The following is a 15,799-nucleotide window of genomic DNA, read 5'->3' as shown; positions in this document are numbered from 1 at the left end:
ATGTCGCCTCGGACTCCTTTTCGAGTCCTGATGCGGTGTTCCGTATGGCGACATCGAGAGTGGGCGGCCTCCATTTCTGACGGCATGGAGGTCGTCAGTGCAGACGGAGCTCGGGGCGGTAGATGTCCAGCCAGGTGCTCAGGTCGAGTACTCGCTCCATGCCGTTGCGGACATCGATGGGCATCGCGTCCGAGTCTCGCCGCGTAATGTCCTCCAGCCAACTGCGGTCGACCAGTTCGAACACCGGATCGTCGGTCGTGAGCAGTTCCTTGCACTGTTGTAGCAGAGCGCCGGTGTAGAGCGGATCGAGAGTGGCCGGATAGGGAGCCTTGGCCCGATCCAGCACCGACCGGGGCAACAGGTCGGCAGTCGCGGCGCGGAGAAGACTTTTCTCCCTTCCGTCGAAGGTCTTCATTGACCACGGGGTGTTGTAGACATACTCCACGAGTCGGTGGTCGCAGAAAGGGACCCGGACCTCCAGCCCGACGGCCATGCTTATCCGGTCCTTGCGCTCCAGCAGCATGCGGACGAAACGAGTCAGGTGCAGGTAGCACATCACCCGCATCCGCATCTCGTGGTCGCTCTCACCGTCGGCGCGCTGGACCTCGGCAACCGCGCCGGCGTAGCGGTCGCGAATATAAGTAGGCAGGTCGAGGGCAGCGGTGATATCGGCATTGAACCGATCGGACACTTGGGCCCGCGCGCCGCTGACAAAGACGGCCATCCAGGGAAAGGTGTCCGCGGCCTGTGCCTCCGGCTGGTGGAACCACCTGTACCCGCCGAAGACCTCGTCGGCGGACTCCCCGGACAGGGCAACGGTGGAGTGCTCACGGATGGCTTGAAACAGCAGGTACAGCGAAGCGTCCATGTCGCCGAGGCTGAGCGGACTGTCCCGCGCGGTGATGACTGCACGGCGCACCGCCGGGTCGGCAATCGCAGCATGGTCGAGCACGATGGCCTCATGCTGCGAGCCGACGTGCAGGGCCACCTCACGCGCGTAGGGGGCGTCTGACGTGGGGCGCAGGTCGTCGGCAACAAAATCGTCCTCGCGCCCGACGAAATCCACCGCAAAGCTACGCACCTTGCCGCCGTGCTCGCCGTGCTCGCCGTGCTCGCCGAGCCTGGCGGCAGCCAGTGCGGTGATCACGCTGGAGTCCAGCCCCCCGGACAGCAGGGTGCAGCGCGGCACGTCGGAGACCAGTTGACGGTCCACGATGTCCTCGAGCAACGTGCGCACGGTGGCGACGGTGGTCTGCCGGTCATCGGTGTGAGCACGGGTCGGCAGGGTCCAGTAGCGGCGCTCACGCAGACCGCCGCGGTCGACGGTGACCACGCCGCCCGGTACCACCTCGCGCATCCCGCACCACACCGCAGCCCCTGGCGTCTGGGTGAAGCTGACCAGTTCACGCAGTCCGTCGAGGTCGACCGCGCGGTCCGCCAGCGGGTTGGCGAGGATGGCCTTCGGCTCGGAGCCGAACAGCACCCCGTCATCGGTACTGGAGAAATAGAGCGGCTTGACGCCCAACCGGTCGCGGATCATCACGAGCTTGTCCGTCCTGGCATCCCAGACGGCGAAGGCGTACATGCCGTTGAGCCGTTCGGCGACCGCTTCGCCCCACTCCAGGTAGCCGTGCAGCACCACCTCGGTATCGCTGCGGGTCCGGAACCGATGTCCACGACGGAGCAACTCACTCGTGAGCTCGGGGAAGTTGTAGACCTCACCGCTGTAGGTGATCGTCACCGCGCCGTCGTCGGTGTGCACCCCCATGGGCTGGGTGCCACCTTCGATGTCGATGACTGCCAGTCTTCGATGGCCGAGCGCCGCATGCCGGTCGAGCCAGGCGCCTTCGGCGTCCGGCCCCCGGCAGGCCATGGTCGCTGTCATCGCGTCCAGGTCCGCGCGCTGCTGAGTCAGATCCCGGTCGAACGAGACCCAGCCCGCAATTCCACACATCGATCTGCCTTCTTCCTCTGGAGTGCACTGTTCAGGGCGCGGTCAAGGTTGGAGCCGGCCGGCACGCCAGCCGGGGCCGTCCCGCTCGTAACGCAGCCTCTGGTGCAACCGGTCCGGGTCGGCCTGCCAGAACTCGACCGACGCGGGCTCCAGCAGATAGCCCAGCCAGCGGGCAGGGCGAGGCAGTGCCGAGCCGGCGCGACCCAGTTCCAGGGCCTGCTTCCTCAACGCGTCCTCGTCCAGCAGCGGCGCGCTCTGATGCGAAGCGACCGACATCGGATGCGTGCCGACCGGCCGGGCGGCCCACAGGGCGTCGGATTGCTCGTCGGGCAACGGACGGGTCGGGCCGGCCACGATCACCTGGCGGCCGGCCTCGCGCCAGTAGAGGACGCCGGATGCCCAGCCCGTCTCAGCCAGGTCCCGGCCCTTGCGGCTGTCGGCGTGGCTGGCGAACACCAATCCCGTGTCGCGAACCGCGAGCACCTGCACGATCCGGTTGGAGGCGTGGCCGCGGGCATCGGCGGAGGCCAGCGCCAGCGCGCCCGGCTCGCGGACGGCGTTCGCGACCGCGCGGTCGAACCAGGCCTGGAGCAGGCCCATCGGTTCGGCGGGAGGGGCGGAGAACTCGTGGGCCTGCGGGGGTTGGGTCGATGCGCTCACGACGACTCCTTGACCGCTCCGAAGGCCAGTCCGTGATCGGTTGGTCGGCCGGAGTGGACACCTTCGACGATGGCTTCGACGGCGGTCGTCATTCGGTGGGTCGGCGGGTATCCGATGAGCTCGGTGGCCCGGTTCGGCGGCATCGGTGCCGTCGGGTCGGCTGTGGACTCCCACAGCATCACCGCGCCCCAGCGGTTGGTCTGCCGGTCGGAGATCCAGAACTTCAACCGCAGCCCGTGGATCTGCGCCCACGGCTCCACGCCCTCGTCCCGCAGGTAGACGCGCAGGGAGTCGATGGTCTGGTCGGACCCGGAGAGATCCCACCAGGAGATGGTGGCTTTCATGCGTTCAGTACCTCCTCGGTCTTCGTCAACGGCGCCAGCAGCTCTCCCAGTACGCGCTCCCCGTCCTGGGTGAGCACCGATTCGAGGTGGAACTGCACCGAGCTGAAGTGCGGCCCGCGCAGGGCATGCACCTCGCCCGTGCCGGCGTCCAGGCCGACCTTCACCCTGCCGACGCCAGGCACCTCCAACTGCTCGGCTCGCGCGCAGGCCACGTAGGAGTTGTAGAAGCCCACCCGTTCCCGCGAGCCGAACAGGTCGATCTCGCGCTGGGTGCCCTGGTTCGGGATCTCCCGGCGCCTCAGGCCGAGCCCGAGGTGCCGGCACAGCAACTGATGGCTCAGGCACACAGCCAGAAAGGGGACGCGCCGGGACAGCAAGTGCTCGATCGCCGAAGTGAGGCGGGCCATCCTGGGATGGTCGGCCTCCCGCGGGTCGCCGGGACCGGGGCCCAGCACGACGAGATCGTGGTCGTCGAAGCGGTGGGGCGCGTCGAAGCGGGTGAGCTGCACCGTCAGCCCGATGGCGCGCAGCTGGTGGGCCAGCATCGAGCTGAAGGTGTCCTCGGCATCGATGATCAGCGCCCGGCGGCCGGCCAGCACCGGGTGCGGCTGTGTTCGCGCGTCGGTGTCGCTGAGCCAGAAGCGCGCGATCGTCCCGTTGCGCCTCCCCAGAGCTTCCTGGATCAGCGGGTGCTCGTCGAGCCGCTCGTCGGCGCCCAGCGCCGAGAGCAGGCCCGCGGCCTTGGTGCGGGTCTCGGCGACCTCGGCGTCGGGGTCGGAGTGCCGGACAAGGGTTGCGCCCACCCCGACCTCGACGTGACCGCTGTCGTCGAGGTCCGAGGTACTGATGTCGGCGGTGCGGATGAGGATCGCGGAGTCCAGGGTGCGGGCGCCGCCCGCGTCGCGGCCGATGAGGGCCGCGATGCCCCCGTAGTACCCGCGGCCGCGCGGCTCGTAGCGGGCGATCACCCGGCAGGCGTTCTCGAGCGGGCTGCCGGTCACTGTGGGGGCGAACATCGTTTCTCGCAGGATGTCCCGGGGATCGAGGTCGCTGCGCCCCTCGATGATGTACTCGGTGTGCGCAAGCCAGGCCATTTGCCGCAGGAACGGGCCCACCACCCGGCCGCCCCCCTGGCAGACCCGGGCCATCATTTTCAGTTCCTCGTCCAGGACCATGTACAGCTCGTCGGTCTCTTTGCCGTCGGTGAGGAAGTCCATGACCTCCGACAGGACCGGTCCTGTCGGCGGGTAGCGGTAGGTCCCGCTGATCGGGGTCATCGCCGCGACGCCGTCTCGCAGGCTGACGTGGCGCTCCGGCGTGGCGCCGACGAAGGTTCGAGTGCCGGTGTGCACGAGGAAGGTCCAGTAGGCGCCGGTCTCCCGGGTGAGCAGTCGGCGGAACAGGCTCAGTGCGCTGCGCGTGGAGTACCCGGTGATGGTGGTGACGAACGAGCGCTTGACAACGAAGTTCGAGCCTTCTCCGGTGCCTATCTCGTTGTCGAGCACCGCGCGGACCGTGTCGGCGTAGGCGTTGTCCTCGGTGTCGAAACGCCCACCGGTCAGGGCGATCGGCTCGTCCGGCAGGCATCTCAGCGCATCGGACGTGGCGATCTGGCCCTGGTCGGTCACTGACATCACGAGAAGCGGTGAGCCGTCCGCGGCGGCGGCGAAGCCGCGCTCGGTGATCTGCTGGTGGGGCACCAGGACCAGCGCTTCCTGCCGGGCCTCGCCGGGTCGCCCGGTCCGGTCGGTCAGCGGGATGTCGGCGAGCCGGGCCGGGGTGCCGACCTGGCCCAGCAGGATCTCCATGCGGTCCGGGCCCAGGGTCTCGGGGCGGTGCAGCAGGGCGAAGGCGCCCGGATCGGCTCCCAGCACATGCTCGAGCAAGTGCGGCGAGTTCATTGGAAGACCTCCTCGGCGGTGGTGACCACCGAGCAGCGAGCGGCCGCGTAGTCGAGGGCCAGCCGGTGGTACTCGGCGGAGAAGTCGCCAACGGCGTCGGCGACCAGGAACGGCTGGATGTCGTTGGTGAACGCCTCGAGGGCGGTCACCAGTACACCGATGTGCGCGTACACCCCGCAGACGATCAGCTGGTCGCGGTCCTGGTCGCGCATCTGCTCCAGCAGGTCCGAGCGGAAGAACGCGCTGTAGCGCCACTTGGTGAGCACCCGGTCCGCCGGCCGGGGTGCGAGCTCAGCGACGATCAGACGATCGAGGGGGTTCTCCCTCATGCCCGGACCCCAGAAGTCCTTCAGCAGCCCGCGTTCCTGCTCCGTCATGCCACCGGGTTGCGCGGTGTAGAACACCGGGACCGCGAGCGCGGCGCAGCGCTCCCGCAGCAGTACGCAGTGGCGCACCAGCGGGTCACGCACCGACGAGGGGAACGGCCCGAGGAAATAGCGCTGCATGTCGTGCACGAGCAGCACCGCCCGGCGCGGGTCGAGGGTCCACTGCGCGGTGCCGACGGGCAGTTCACCCCTCGTCGGCAGAGGGTAGGCCGGGATCGGCGCTATGCCCGGCATGGTTCCTCCTCGGCCCCGTTCGTCATCATCTGCGTCTGCCAGGCCGAGACCACCGACACCGCCTGGCGAGGGTTGAGTCGCGGATCGCAGAACGTCGTGTAGTTCTCACCGATCCGGTCGGTGCCGTATTGGGCGTCGACGCATTCGGTCACGTCATCGGGGGTGGTCTCCAGATGTATTCCGCCCGGTATTCCGCCGGCTGTGCGAACGGCGACCTGGAACGCCGTGACCTCTCGGACAATCGTCTCCACGACTCGGGTCTTGCGTCCCTCGGCGGTGGTCACGGTGTTGGCGTGCATGGGGTCGACCAGCCAGATGACCGGGTGCCCGGCGGCGCGCACGGCCCGGACCAACGGCGGCAGCAGATCCATGGTCGCGTCAGCACCCATACGAGCGATCAAGGCAAGACGGCCCGGCTCCTGTTCAGGGTCGAGCCGCGCGCACAACCCGAGCAGATCGGCGACCGTCATACGCGGCCCGACCTTGCACGCGACCGGGTTGACCACATCTGCCAACAGCGCGACATGGGCCCCCTCGAGTTGGCGGGTCCGCTCGCCGATCCACGGCCAGTGGGTGGAAGTGAGCACGACCCGACCCACCCGATCCCGACGCAGCATCGGGATCTCGTAGTCGAGCAGCAGAGCCTCGTGGCTGGTCCACACGGCCGGCTCGATGCGCGCCAGTGGCGTCGGGCCGAGGTTGGCCATGAGCCGGCTCGCCGCCCGGTAGCCCGCCAGCAGGCGCCGGGGATCGGGCCGCCGTGCTTCCGGGTCCGGCTCCGGACCGTTCACCATGTGCCCTCGGTACACCGGGATTTCGACGCCTTCGACCCACTCGGTGCGCGCCGACCGGGGCTTGGCGTACTGGCCTCCGATCCGGCCCACCCGCACCACCGGCTGATGAGTGATCGCGTTCATGACGCCGGCGAGCACGTTGAGGAGTCCCGTCTTCCGCTCCACGTCACCTGCGGTGCATTCCGCGGGATCCTCCGCGCAGTCACCCGCCTGCACCACCTGCGCCTGCCCGGCGGCAACTCCGGCGAGCAACCCCCGGAGCCTGCACAGCGATTCGGTCTCCACGAGCGGGGGAAGGGCCGCCAGCACATCCCGGACCTGCTTGACCTGTGCCGGGTCTCCCCATTGAGGCTGCTGCCGCGCAACCGGGGCCTGCGAAACTTCGAGCGAGGTGACGTTCAAGTTATCTCCAGACCTCGAACATGTCGGCAACTCGCTATCCGTGCATCAACCGATGGCCCGCCACCAATGGCCCATGGCGAAGTCCAACAAGGCGGCAGGGGTTGCCTCGAAAATGCTTGATTTTCGATACGGGCGAATGGAAATCCCGTTTGTGCAGCCGGCTCGCCGACCAGTCGGCCGAGCGCAGACGAGACCGCCGAGGCAGCCCGGTCAGTGGTGGGCCGATGTTCCGCTGCCGTGGGGCGGGTACGGGTTGTCCTGGACGTACAGCCACGTACCATTCGGCTGCTCTTGCACGGTGTCGCAGAAATTCCCGGTGAAGCTCTCACGGGTGCCGTCCGGAGCGGTCTGCTCCAGGGAATAGTCGCCCATTATGGCCGCCGTGCGGCTACGCACCTTGGCGTTGCCTGCGCGCTTTCCTCCCGCCACCACGGTCTGGCGAGGGTTGACCGTGAGCACCGGATCCGACTTGAACCACTCGACGTAGAACGCCCGGATTTCCTTGTGGCCCCTTACGATCGATCCGTCGTAATTGACGATCGCCGCGTGGGGCTCGTGGAGAGCGATGATGCCGTCCACGTCCTTGGTCACGATCCTCTCGCCCAGGAGCTGCAGCAGTTCGGCAGGGGTCTGGGCGGCGGCCCGCTTACCGCTGATGTCCGCCGGGATCGTGGTAGCAGTTGATTTGCTCGCGGCCGTCGATTCATTCGCCGTCTTGGCCTGAACGGAAATGGCTGTCGCGCCGACGAGGCTCCCAGCCGTCAACACAATGGCTATGCCGGCGACCGGCAGTGCACGCTGGATTCTGGTCATGACATCTCCCCCACACCGAGATGGCAATCAGGTGAATACAACGCGCCTGCGGCGTTGGATCCCCGGACCCGCTTTCCGACGGAATGCTCAATTCCGTCTGCTGGCGGGTATGGTCCCCCGGGCCCGCTTCTCGACGGAATACTCAATTCCGTCTACTGGCGGGTGCAGCCCCCTGATCCCCCGTTTGCCATCCTGTCCCCTTGATGGCAGTCATATAACCGTCCGAAACTGGCCCCTGTCAAGCTGGAGAAATGCATGGGAGTCAATGCACGACTCTCCGACTGTGCAGTACTAAACTAATATGACGGCTGTATTTCTTGATCGCCGAAGCGTTGGGGCTGGTCAGCGGCGCCGATTTCGGCAGGGGAACGGCCGCTGTGATCATGAATGTTTTGGCGACATCGCCGTTTCCCCGCACATCGTGGGGGGTGATCCGCCTTTCTTGCACCGTACGACCAGCACCAGGCTTGAACCCTCGCACCGCTCTGTCGCGCTCCTTCAGGAGGACCTGTCCATGTCGATCACCGAGCGCTCCCTCGACCTGCAGGACAACCTCGTCCAGCTTCGCCGGGCCCTGCACCGGGAACCGGAGCTGGGCCTTGTGCTGCCGAGGACCCAGGAAAAGGTCCTGGCCGCCCTCGACCACCTGGGGCTGGAGGTCACCACGGGAGAGCAGCTCTCGTCGGTGACCGCCGTGCTCCGCGGCGGCAGGCCCGGCGGAGCCGTGCTCCTTCGCGGCGACATGGACGCACTGCCGGTCCAGGAGACCACGGGCCTCGACTACGCGTCCGAGCTCCCCGGAGTCATGCACGCCTGCGGACACGACCTGCACACGGCCGGCCTCGTCGGCGCCGCCATGCTCCTGAGCGAGCGGCGGGAACACCTCGACGGCGACGTCGTGTTCATGTTCCAGCCGGGCGAGGAGGCCCACAACGGGGCCGGCCTCATGATCGAGGAAGGTGTCCTGGACGCCGCGGGCAAGCCGCTCGACGCCGCGTACGGACTGCATGTGGCGTCCGCGATCCTGCCGAACAACAAGTTCGGCGGACGCCCCGGAACACTGCTGGCGGCTTCCGACAGCCTGTATGTCACCGTCCGCGGCGCCGGCGGGCACGGCTCCTCGCCGCACCGCGCCAAGGACCCTGTGCCGGCGCTCTGCGAGATGGTCACCGCGCTGCAGACCCATGTCACCCGCACCTACGACGTCTTCGACCCCGTCGTCGTGTCGGTGGGCAGGCTGCACGCCGGCACGCAGCAGAACATCATCCCCGAGACGGCGGAGTTCGAGGCGACCGTGCGGAGCTTCTCCGAGGGGGTCAGGGAGAAACTCCGCACGGCACTTCCGACGCTGATCAAGGGGATCGCCCAGGCCCATGGTCTTGAGGTGGAGGTCGAGTTCCGGCTGGTGCTTCCGGTGACCGTCAACGACGACGCCGAGTTCGGATTCGTGCTGGAGACCTCCCGGGAGCTGTTCGGCGACGACCAGGCGTGCGTCGTTCCCACTCCCGTGGCCGGCGCGGAGGACTTCTCGCTCGTCCTCAACCAGGTGCCCGGCGCGTTCCTGTTCCTCGGTTCCTGCCCACCTGGGGCCGACCCGGCGACCGCCCCGATGAACCACTCCCCGTACGCGGAGTTCGACGACTCCGTCCTGCACAGAGGCTCGGCCCTGCTCGCGGAACTCGCCGTGCGCAAACTGGCCACCACGGGCGAGAAGCGTCACGGCGAACTCCCGTAGTGGCCGCGGCAATGGCCGCGTTGGAGACGCCCGGCCCCTGGCATGATGGGCCCGTGACCAGCGAACCCACCCAACACGGCGCCAGGAAGTACGTCCTCTTCGACGTCGACGGCACCCTGGTCGACGCCGTCGCCAACCAGCGCCGCATCTGGCGCACTTGGGCGGAGCGGTACGGGCTGGACGCCGACGAGGTCTACCGGGTGGCGCTGCGGACGCGGCCCGTCGAGACCTTCGCAGCCGTCGCCCCCGACCGGGATCCGCGGGAGTGCCTGGCCGCGTTGCACGAGTTGGAGGACGAGGACGTCCGGACGGGCGTCTACGCGGCCTTCGACGGCGCCGCCGAGATGCTGAAGGCGCTGCCGCACGGAGCGTGGGCACTGGTGACGTCGAACTACGAGCACCGGGTGCGGGGCCGGTTCGACCGGACCGGTCTGCCGGTGCCGCCGGTGGTCGTCGACGCCGCAGCCGTGTCCGAGGGCAAACCGTCGCCCGCTCCCTACCTGCTGGCCGCCGAGCGCCTCGGCGCCGAGCCGCGGGACTGCCTCGTCGTCGAGGACGCTCCTTCCGGGGTGGCGTCCGGGCTACGGGCCGGCATGACGGTGTGGGGCGTCAACGCCCCCACACCCGTGGACGGGGTGCACCGTCACTTCCGCACCCTGCGTGAAGCGGTCCGGGACATCGGCGCCTTCGCGTCCGGACCGCACGGCACCTCGGCCATGGGCACCCCGGATGTCGGACCGGCCGGCCGATCGGCCGGATCGTCACAGTGTTGACGTCGACGCCCTCCGGTTGCGCGACCGCCCACACGATCGGACAGGCGATCCGGCCGGCCGTCAGCACGGCTCAGTGCGCCAGGCCCGTCTTCAGCCCCGCCCCGCACAGCGGCACCGCGGCCGTGCGGTCGGTCCAGGCGCCCGCCGCCGCCCAGCACGCCACTCCCGTCGACTCGACGAAGAGCCCGCGCGCGGCCAGGTCCCGCTGCGCGGCCCGGATCTCGTCCTCGGTCACGGTCAGGAACGTTCCGTCCCAGTCCCGTACCGCCCGCAGGATCTGCCGGGCACGCGGCGGGTTCGGGATGGCGATGCCCTCGGCGAGAGTCGGGGCGACAGGGGGCGCGGCGAGCAGCCCGTCCGCGCCCGCGCGGAACGCCGCCGCGAGCGGCGACACCGCCTCCGCCTGGACGGCGATGAGCTGGGGGCGCGAGTCGATCAGCCCGTGCGTGTGGAGCTCGGTGAGCGCCTGCGCCGCGCCCAGCAGCAGGGTGCCGTTGCCGACGGGGACGACGATCGCCTCGGGCAGCCGGCCGCCCAGGTCCTCCCACATCTCGTAGACGTACGTCTTCGTCCCGTGCAAGAAGTACGGGTTGTAGACATGGCTCGCGTAGAAGACGCCGGGCAGATCCGCTGCTGCGCGGGCGGCGTCGGCGGTGGCCTCGCGGTCGCCGGGGACGAGTTCCAGCCGCGCGCCGTGCGCCCGGATCTGCTCGACCTTCTTGGCGGAGGTGGCCTCGGGGACGTACACGGTGCAGTCCAGTCCCGCCCGCGCGCAGTACGCGGCGACGGCCGTGCCCGCGTTCCCGCTGCTGTCCGCGATCACCCGCGCGATCACGCCCTGCGCCTCGAGCCGGCGGGCGAGTTCGGCCAGCATGACCGCACCGCGGTCCTTGAAGGACAGCGTCGGTGTCAGGAAGTCGAGCTTCGCGGAGACGGTCCCGGTGAGCGGGACGAGCGGTGTGCGGCCCTCGCCGAGGGAGGTCGCCGGCGCCGAGAGCGGCAGCGCCTCCTCGTACCGCCACAGTGAATTCACCCTGCCCGGAAGGGCGGTGAGAGGTACGGGCGAGGCGGTGAAGTCGAGGTCCCAGGGTCCGCGGCAGTTCGGGCAGCACCAGGTGGCAGAATCGACCGGCGAGATGGTCCCGCAGCCGGGGCAGTGGTAAGCCGTCATGATTCGCCAGCATGGCAGTCGTGTGGCGTGCCCGTTACGTGCGGGTCGGGCCTCTTGTGGGATTCCTATGGATAGGTCAATCTTTTCGCTCGACGGACGCATGCACATGACGCGGACTTGGAGCCGCGGATTGGCATGCTCCTGTCGTCAACCCCCACAGCAACGCACCACCTATGAGGAGGACCCCTCACATGTCTGTGATGCGTGACTCGCGGCGAAGACTCGCCGCGGCCAGCGCCATAGCCGTCGCCGCGCTTGCGCTCGGCACCGCCTACGCCCTTCCGGCCACCGCGCTCGAGCCTGCGCCGCAAGGCGTCATCGAGAACGCGGGTGCGCCCGGAGCCGTCAAGGGCAGCTACATCGTCACGCTCGACGAGTCCGCGGCCGACGCGGGTTCCAGGGCGGGCAAGCGGCTCGCGGCGAAGTACGGTGCGAAGGTCAAGAAGACGTACAACGCCGCGCTGAACGGCTACTCCGTCCAGCTCTCCGAAGCGCAGGCGAAGAAGTTCGCCGCGGACCCCGCCGTCGAGTCCGTCGTGCAGAACCGCGTCTTCAAGATCTCTGGCTCGCAGCCGAACCCGCCCTCCTGGGGCCTGGACCGGATCGACCAGAAGGCGCTGCCGCTGAACCAGAACTACATCTACCCCGACAGCGCGGGCGAAGGTGTCACCGCGTACATCCTCGACACCGGTGTGCGCATCTCCCACAGCGACTTCGGCGGCCGGGCGTTCAACGGCTACGACGCCATCGACAACGACAACACGGCGCAGGACGGCCACGGCCACGGCACACACGTCGCCGGCACGGTCGCGGGATCCGCGCACGGTGTGGCCAAGAAGGCCAAGATCGTCGGCGTCCGTGTGCTCGACAACGAGGGCTCCGGCACCACCGAGCAGGTCGTCGCCGGCATCGACTGGGTGACGCAGAACGCCGTGAAGCCGGCTGTCGCCAACATGAGCCTCGGCGGCGGCATCGACTCCGCCCTCGACCAGGCGGTGCGCAACTCCATCGCCTCCGGCATCACCTACGCGGTCGCCGCGGGCAACGACGGCTCCAACGCCTCCAACTACTCGCCCGCCCGAGTCTCCGAGGCCATCACCGTCGGCTCCACCACCAGCTCCGACGCGCGCTCGAGCTTCTCCAACTACGGCAGCGTGCTGGACATCTTCGCCCCCGGCTCGTCGATCAAGTCGACCTGGAACACCAGCGACACGGCGACGAACACCATCTCCGGCACCTCGATGGCCACCCCGCACGTCGCCGGTGCGGCCGCGGTCTACCTGGGCCAGAACAAGACCGCGACCCCCGCCCAGGTCGCAACCGCCCTGACGACCGCCGCCACCAGCGGTGTCGTGGGCAACCCGGGCTCCGGCTCCCCGAACCGCCTGCTGTACGTCGGTGACGGCGGCAGCACCGAGCCGCCCGGCGACAGGTTCGAGAACACCGCGGACTACGCGATCAACGACCGCGCCACCGTCGAGTCGCCGATCACCGTCAGCGGTGTGACGGGCAAGGCGCCGACGGACCTGCGCGTGCCGGTCGACATCAAGCACACCTACATCGGTGACCTGCGGATCGACCTGGTCGCACCCGACGGCTCCGTGTACAACCTCAAGGCGTACGGGTCCGGCGGCAGCGTGGACAACGTGATCACCACCTACTCGGTGAACGCGTCCTCCGAGACCGCCAACGGCACGTGGAAGCTGCGGGTCAGCGACAACGCGTCGTGGGACACCGGCAAGATCGACTCGTGGGCGCTGCAGTTCTGAACGCGTAGTCCACGAAGTACAGTTGCGCGCTACGAGCCGGTAACCGGCTGAGCACGACGAGGGGGCGGTCGCCACGCGGCCGCCCCCTACGCCATGCTGTGCCCGCGCGTGAACCGACGCGACCCGCCGATCCGACGAGGAGCAAGTGGCCGTGGACCCCTCCGCCCAGGACCGGCAGCCGTACATGCCGCAACAGCCCTACGCGCAGCATCAGCCGTACGCGAGGCCGCCGCAGAGGCCGGCTGTGAACGGGCTCGCCATCACCTCGCTCGTCGTGGGAATCGTCTGCTGTCTGCCGCCGCTCGGGCTCGTTCTGGGCGCTGTCGCCCTGGGGCAGCTCCGCCGGAAGGGCGAGAGGGGCAAGGGCATGGCTGTCGCGGGCATCGTCCTGTCGTCGCTCAGTACGCTGCTCGTTCTGCTCATGGTCGTCACGGGCGAGGCACGCGAGGCGTGGAACGGAATGCGGGACGGCTTCAAGGAAGCCGCCCGGTCGAAGAGCACCCAGGACCTGCGCAAGGGTGACTGCTTCGGCGTGCCGGGCAGCGATCTGGAGGGGGAGGTCGTGGACGTCGACGTCGTCGACTGCGACGAGGAACACGACGCGGAGGTCACCGGCGCGTACCGGCTGAAGAAGTCCGACCCTGCACCCGGCAGCCCGACGGGTGAGGCGTTCGCCGCAGAGCGCTGCCTCGAGATCAACGACGCCTACGCCCCCGACTCATGGGCCCTTCCGAAGGACGTGCAGTCGTACTACTACCTCCCGACGGAGGAGAGCTGGGCGCGGGGCGACCGGACGGTGACCTGCTCGCTCGCCGGTGGGCGGCTCGAGGGGTCGCTGCGCGTGGACCCCGAGACCCATGACCCGGACCAGCTCTCATACATCAACGCGGAGCTGGCGGTGGAGAACGCGACACTGCACGGCGAGCCCGACGCGGAGTTCCCCGACGACCCTGCCGCCCACCGCAGCTGGGCCACGCGGACGGCGTTCGTCCTGCGCGAGAAGGCGCTGGCGCTGAACGCCCGTTCCTGGCCGCAGCAGGCGGCTCCGGTTCTGAGGGCGAGGGCGAAGCAGTTCGAGGCGGCGGCCGGGGAGTGGGACCGGGCGGGGAAGGCGAAGGACGAGGACGCGTTCCGGGCCCATGTGACGGCCGCGAAGGAACGGGTGACCGTGCCGGCTCGGGTAGCGGCACGCGACGCGCTCGGCCTGAGCACGACGCCGCCCGCCGACGACGAGTAGCCCGGCACCTGACCCGCACCCGGTCGACATTCCGGCTCCCCGGCCGCCCCGGGCTTCCCGGCCCGTGGGCCCGCTCCCGTGCCGCTCCCCTCGGGGACTCCTGGGCCGCGGCCCCGCCCTCCCGGGCCGGGCCGCGGTCCTGCCGGTCAGCGGCGGTTCAGCCCCCTGTCCACGGCGGCCATCAGTTCGCCGTCCGCGGTGTCCCCGTCGAGTGACCAGAACATAGCGCCGCCCAGGCCCCTTTCGCGGACGTACGAGCTCTTGGCGCGCAGCACCTGCGGGTCGTCGTACGTCCACAGGGTGGTGCCGTCGAAGAGCCACGCGTGGCCGTTCCGCCGGTCCCGGTGGAGCGTGTACGTGCCGGAGTCGGCGAGCTTCTTGAGGGTCTTGTAGTCCTCGTAGCCGGCCGCCCATGTCGCTGGGGCCGGGCCTGTCGCCGGCCGGCCGAGGCCGTCGCCGCCGCCGGTCACTCCCGTCCAGCCCTGGCCGTAGAAGGGCATGCCGACCACCAGCTTGCGGGCCGGAGCGCCGCGCCGGATCCAGTCGCGGACGGTCTGGTCGACGCTGAAGTCCCCTCGGGCGTAGAGCGCGGACTGCTGGGCGGTGGTCTTCTCGCCCGACACGTGGAAGTCGTAGCCCTGAAGGTTGACGAAGTCGAAGTCCCGCATGACCCGGGCGACTTCGAAGCCCGCGTCGATCTTGGCCGGTGAGGTCGGCACGAAGGCCGAGAGCTCGTAGTGCTTGCGCTTGCCGCCCCGGTCCTTCCGCTGCGACTTCGCGTACGCGTCCAGCTGGGTGCGGAACTCGTGCACCAGCGCCGTGAAGTTCTTCTTGTCCTCGGGCCGGTACACGGTGTCCGTGTCGCCCTCCGAGCCCGGCCACTCCCAGTCGATGTCGATGCCGTCGAACAGGCCCGCCGCCGCGCCTTCGCCGCCGCGTGCCCCGTCGACCGGCAGGTTCCCCTTGATGTAGAGATCGATGCAGGAGGAGACGAGCGCCTTGCGGGATTCGGGTGTCCGGGCGGCGTCCGAGAAGTGGGTCGACCAGCTCCAGCCGCCCAGCGAGATCAGCACCTTGAGATCCGGGTGCTTGACCTTGAGCTCGCGGAGCTGGTTGAAGTTGCCGGCGAGTGGCTGCTCGGCGGTGTCGGCGACTCCGTCGACCGAGTCCGCGGCGTCCAGCGGACGGGCGTAGTCGGCCCAGGCGTCGGCCTCGCCCGGGATGTTGCCGGTGAAGCACCGGCCCTCGGCGTTCACGTTGCCGAAGGCGTAGTTGATGTGGGTGAGCTTCGCGGCCTGACCGCTGGTGTCCATGTCCTTCACCTGGAAGTCCCGGCCGTAGACGCCCCACTGGGTGAAGTAGCCGACGCGCTTGTACGACTGCTTCTGGTGGTGGCCGTGGCCGCTGCCGTGACGCTCGGCCCGGGCGGTGCCGGCAGTGCCGGTCGTGGCGGCGGGGTCGGCGGCCGTGGCGGCCGCGACGGGTGCGAGGGTGGCGACGAGCGAGAGCGAGCAGGCGGCAACAGCCGCCCGGACAAAGGTTCTTCGACGCATCGGACTCATTCCTGTGCGCGGACCGGAAACGGGTTCCCTGGACGGTGTCGTGTGCGCAGGAACGTATTGGTAT

General features: G+C 69.1%; 13 protein-coding genes and 1 pseudogene. 4 read left to right on the top strand and 10 right to left on the bottom strand.

The annotated features are described in order from the left end of the window. Positions 1 to 94: 94 nt before the first annotated feature. From asnB to ABZ070_RS03415, 7 genes are all read right to left on the bottom strand, one after another. Complete coding sequence (asnB, locus tag ABZ070_RS03445; RefSeq protein WP_356629432.1) at positions 95 to 1,954, bottom strand: asparagine synthase (glutamine-hydrolyzing); 1,860 nt, start codon at positions 1,952 to 1,954, stop codon at positions 95 to 97. 42 nt (positions 1,955 to 1,996) lie between these two features. Then, positions 1,997 to 2,614, bottom strand: coding sequence for a phenazine biosynthesis FMN-dependent oxidase PhzG (phzG, locus tag ABZ070_RS03440; RefSeq protein WP_356629431.1), 618 nt, complete (start codon positions 2,612 to 2,614; stop codon positions 1,997 to 1,999). Next, positions 2,611 to 2,958, bottom strand: a complete 348-nt coding sequence (locus ABZ070_RS03435) for a hypothetical protein (protein ID WP_356629429.1) — start codon at positions 2,956 to 2,958, stop codon at positions 2,611 to 2,613. The genes phzG and ABZ070_RS03435 overlap by 4 nt, the downstream gene beginning before the upstream one ends. Continuing rightward, positions 2,955 to 4,859 carry an anthranilate synthase family protein gene (locus ABZ070_RS03430; protein ID WP_356629427.1) on the bottom strand — a complete coding sequence of 635 codons (1,905 nt, stop codon included), beginning with the start codon at positions 4,857 to 4,859 and terminating at the stop codon, positions 2,955 to 2,957. The genes ABZ070_RS03435 and ABZ070_RS03430 overlap by 4 nt, the downstream gene beginning before the upstream one ends. Next, positions 4,856 to 5,479, bottom strand: coding sequence for an isochorismatase family protein (locus ABZ070_RS03425; RefSeq protein ID WP_356629425.1), 624 nt, complete (start codon positions 5,477 to 5,479; stop codon positions 4,856 to 4,858). The genes ABZ070_RS03430 and ABZ070_RS03425 overlap by 4 nt, the downstream gene beginning before the upstream one ends. Then, entirely contained in the window at positions 5,467 to 6,675 is a 1,209-nt protein-coding gene (locus tag ABZ070_RS03420; protein ID WP_356629423.1) for a 3-deoxy-7-phosphoheptulonate synthase, read from the bottom strand. Before ABZ070_RS03420 ends, ABZ070_RS03425 begins: the two co-directional genes overlap by 13 nt. A gap of 210 nt (positions 6,676 to 6,885) precedes the next feature. Further along, entirely contained in the window at positions 6,886 to 7,488 is a 603-nt protein-coding gene (locus ABZ070_RS03415) for a hypothetical protein (RefSeq protein ID WP_356629421.1), read from the bottom strand. Between the two features lie 514 nt (positions 7,489 to 8,002). On the opposite strand from ABZ070_RS03415, the gene ABZ070_RS03410 reads away from it, so the two are divergent. Both ABZ070_RS03410 and ABZ070_RS03405 read left to right on the top strand, forming a co-directional pair. Continuing rightward, positions 8,003 to 9,223, top strand: a complete 1,221-nt coding sequence (locus ABZ070_RS03410) for a M20 family metallopeptidase (RefSeq protein WP_356629419.1) — start codon at positions 8,003 to 8,005, stop codon at positions 9,221 to 9,223. A gap of 53 nt (positions 9,224 to 9,276) precedes the next feature. Continuing rightward, on the top strand, positions 9,277 to 9,996 hold the full coding sequence (locus tag ABZ070_RS03405) for an HAD-IA family hydrolase (protein WP_356629417.1): 720 nt from the start codon (positions 9,277 to 9,279) through the stop codon (positions 9,994 to 9,996). Here the strand turns inward: ABZ070_RS03405 and ABZ070_RS03400 are convergent. Both ABZ070_RS03400 and ABZ070_RS03395 read right to left on the bottom strand, forming a co-directional pair. Next, positions 9,962 to 10,063 (bottom strand): annotated as a pseudogene (locus ABZ070_RS03400) (short-chain dehydrogenase); the annotation flags it as partial. The gene ABZ070_RS03405 and the pseudogene ABZ070_RS03400 overlap by 35 nt on opposite strands. A 3-nt stretch (positions 10,064 to 10,066) precedes the next feature. Further along, positions 10,067 to 11,167, bottom strand: coding sequence for a pyridoxal-phosphate dependent enzyme (locus ABZ070_RS03395; RefSeq protein ID WP_356629415.1), 1,101 nt, complete (start codon positions 11,165 to 11,167; stop codon positions 10,067 to 10,069). Positions 11,168 to 11,358: 191 nt separating this feature from the next. On the opposite strand from ABZ070_RS03395, the gene ABZ070_RS03390 reads away from it, so the two are divergent. Together ABZ070_RS03390 and ABZ070_RS03385 are read left to right on the top strand one after the other, a co-directional pair. After that, a complete protein-coding gene (locus tag ABZ070_RS03390) occupies positions 11,359 to 12,936 on the top strand; it encodes a S8 family peptidase (protein WP_356629413.1) in 1,578 nt (525 codons plus the stop codon). A 151-nt stretch (positions 12,937 to 13,087) separates the two neighbouring features. Further along, positions 13,088 to 14,173, top strand: a complete 1,086-nt coding sequence (locus ABZ070_RS03385; RefSeq protein ID WP_356629411.1) for a DUF4190 domain-containing protein — start codon at positions 13,088 to 13,090, stop codon at positions 14,171 to 14,173. Between the two features lie 146 nt (positions 14,174 to 14,319). On the opposite strand, the gene ABZ070_RS03380 is transcribed toward ABZ070_RS03385, so the two are convergent. Continuing rightward, positions 14,320 to 15,726 (bottom strand): glycoside hydrolase family 18 protein, encoded by a 1,407-nt coding sequence (locus tag ABZ070_RS03380; protein ID WP_356629409.1) that lies wholly within the window; start codon positions 15,724 to 15,726, stop codon positions 14,320 to 14,322. Positions 15,727 to 15,799 lie beyond the last annotated feature (73 nt).

This window comes from Streptomyces sp. NPDC006283, from assembly GCF_040613325.1.
Taxonomy (GTDB): Bacteria; Actinomycetota; Actinomycetes; order Streptomycetales; family Streptomycetaceae; genus Streptomyces.
The sequence above is the reverse complement of the archived record's forward strand: the minus strand, read 5'-3'. Positions and strand labels throughout refer to the sequence as shown.

Excerpts from the sequence above, each read along its gene's own strand:
- asnB (WP_356629432.1), bottom strand. The coding sequence starts at position 1,954 with ATGTGTGGAATTGCGGGCTGGGTCTCGTTCGACCGGGATCTGACTCAG.
- ABZ070_RS03435 (WP_356629429.1), bottom strand. The coding sequence starts at position 2,958 with ATGAAAGCCACCATCTCCTGGTGGGATCTCTCCGGGTCCGACCAGACC.
- ABZ070_RS03430 (WP_356629427.1), bottom strand. The coding sequence starts at position 4,859 with ATGAACTCGCCGCACTTGCTCGAGCATGTGCTGGGAGCCGATCCGGGC.
- ABZ070_RS03425 (WP_356629425.1), bottom strand. The coding sequence starts at position 5,479 with ATGCCGGGCATAGCGCCGATCCCGGCCTACCCTCTGCCGACGAGGGGT.
- ABZ070_RS03415 (WP_356629421.1), bottom strand. The coding sequence starts at position 7,488 with ATGACCAGAATCCAGCGTGCACTGCCGGTCGCCGGCATAGCCATTGTG.
- ABZ070_RS03410 (WP_356629419.1), top strand. The coding sequence starts at position 8,003 with ATGTCGATCACCGAGCGCTCCCTCGACCTGCAGGACAACCTCGTCCAG.
- ABZ070_RS03395 (WP_356629415.1), bottom strand. The coding sequence starts at position 11,167 with ATGACGGCTTACCACTGCCCCGGCTGCGGGACCATCTCGCCGGTCGAT.
- ABZ070_RS03390 (WP_356629413.1), top strand. The coding sequence starts at position 11,359 with ATGTCTGTGATGCGTGACTCGCGGCGAAGACTCGCCGCGGCCAGCGCC.
- ABZ070_RS03380 (WP_356629409.1), bottom strand. The coding sequence starts at position 15,726 with ATGCGTCGAAGAACCTTTGTCCGGGCGGCTGTTGCCGCCTGCTCGCTC.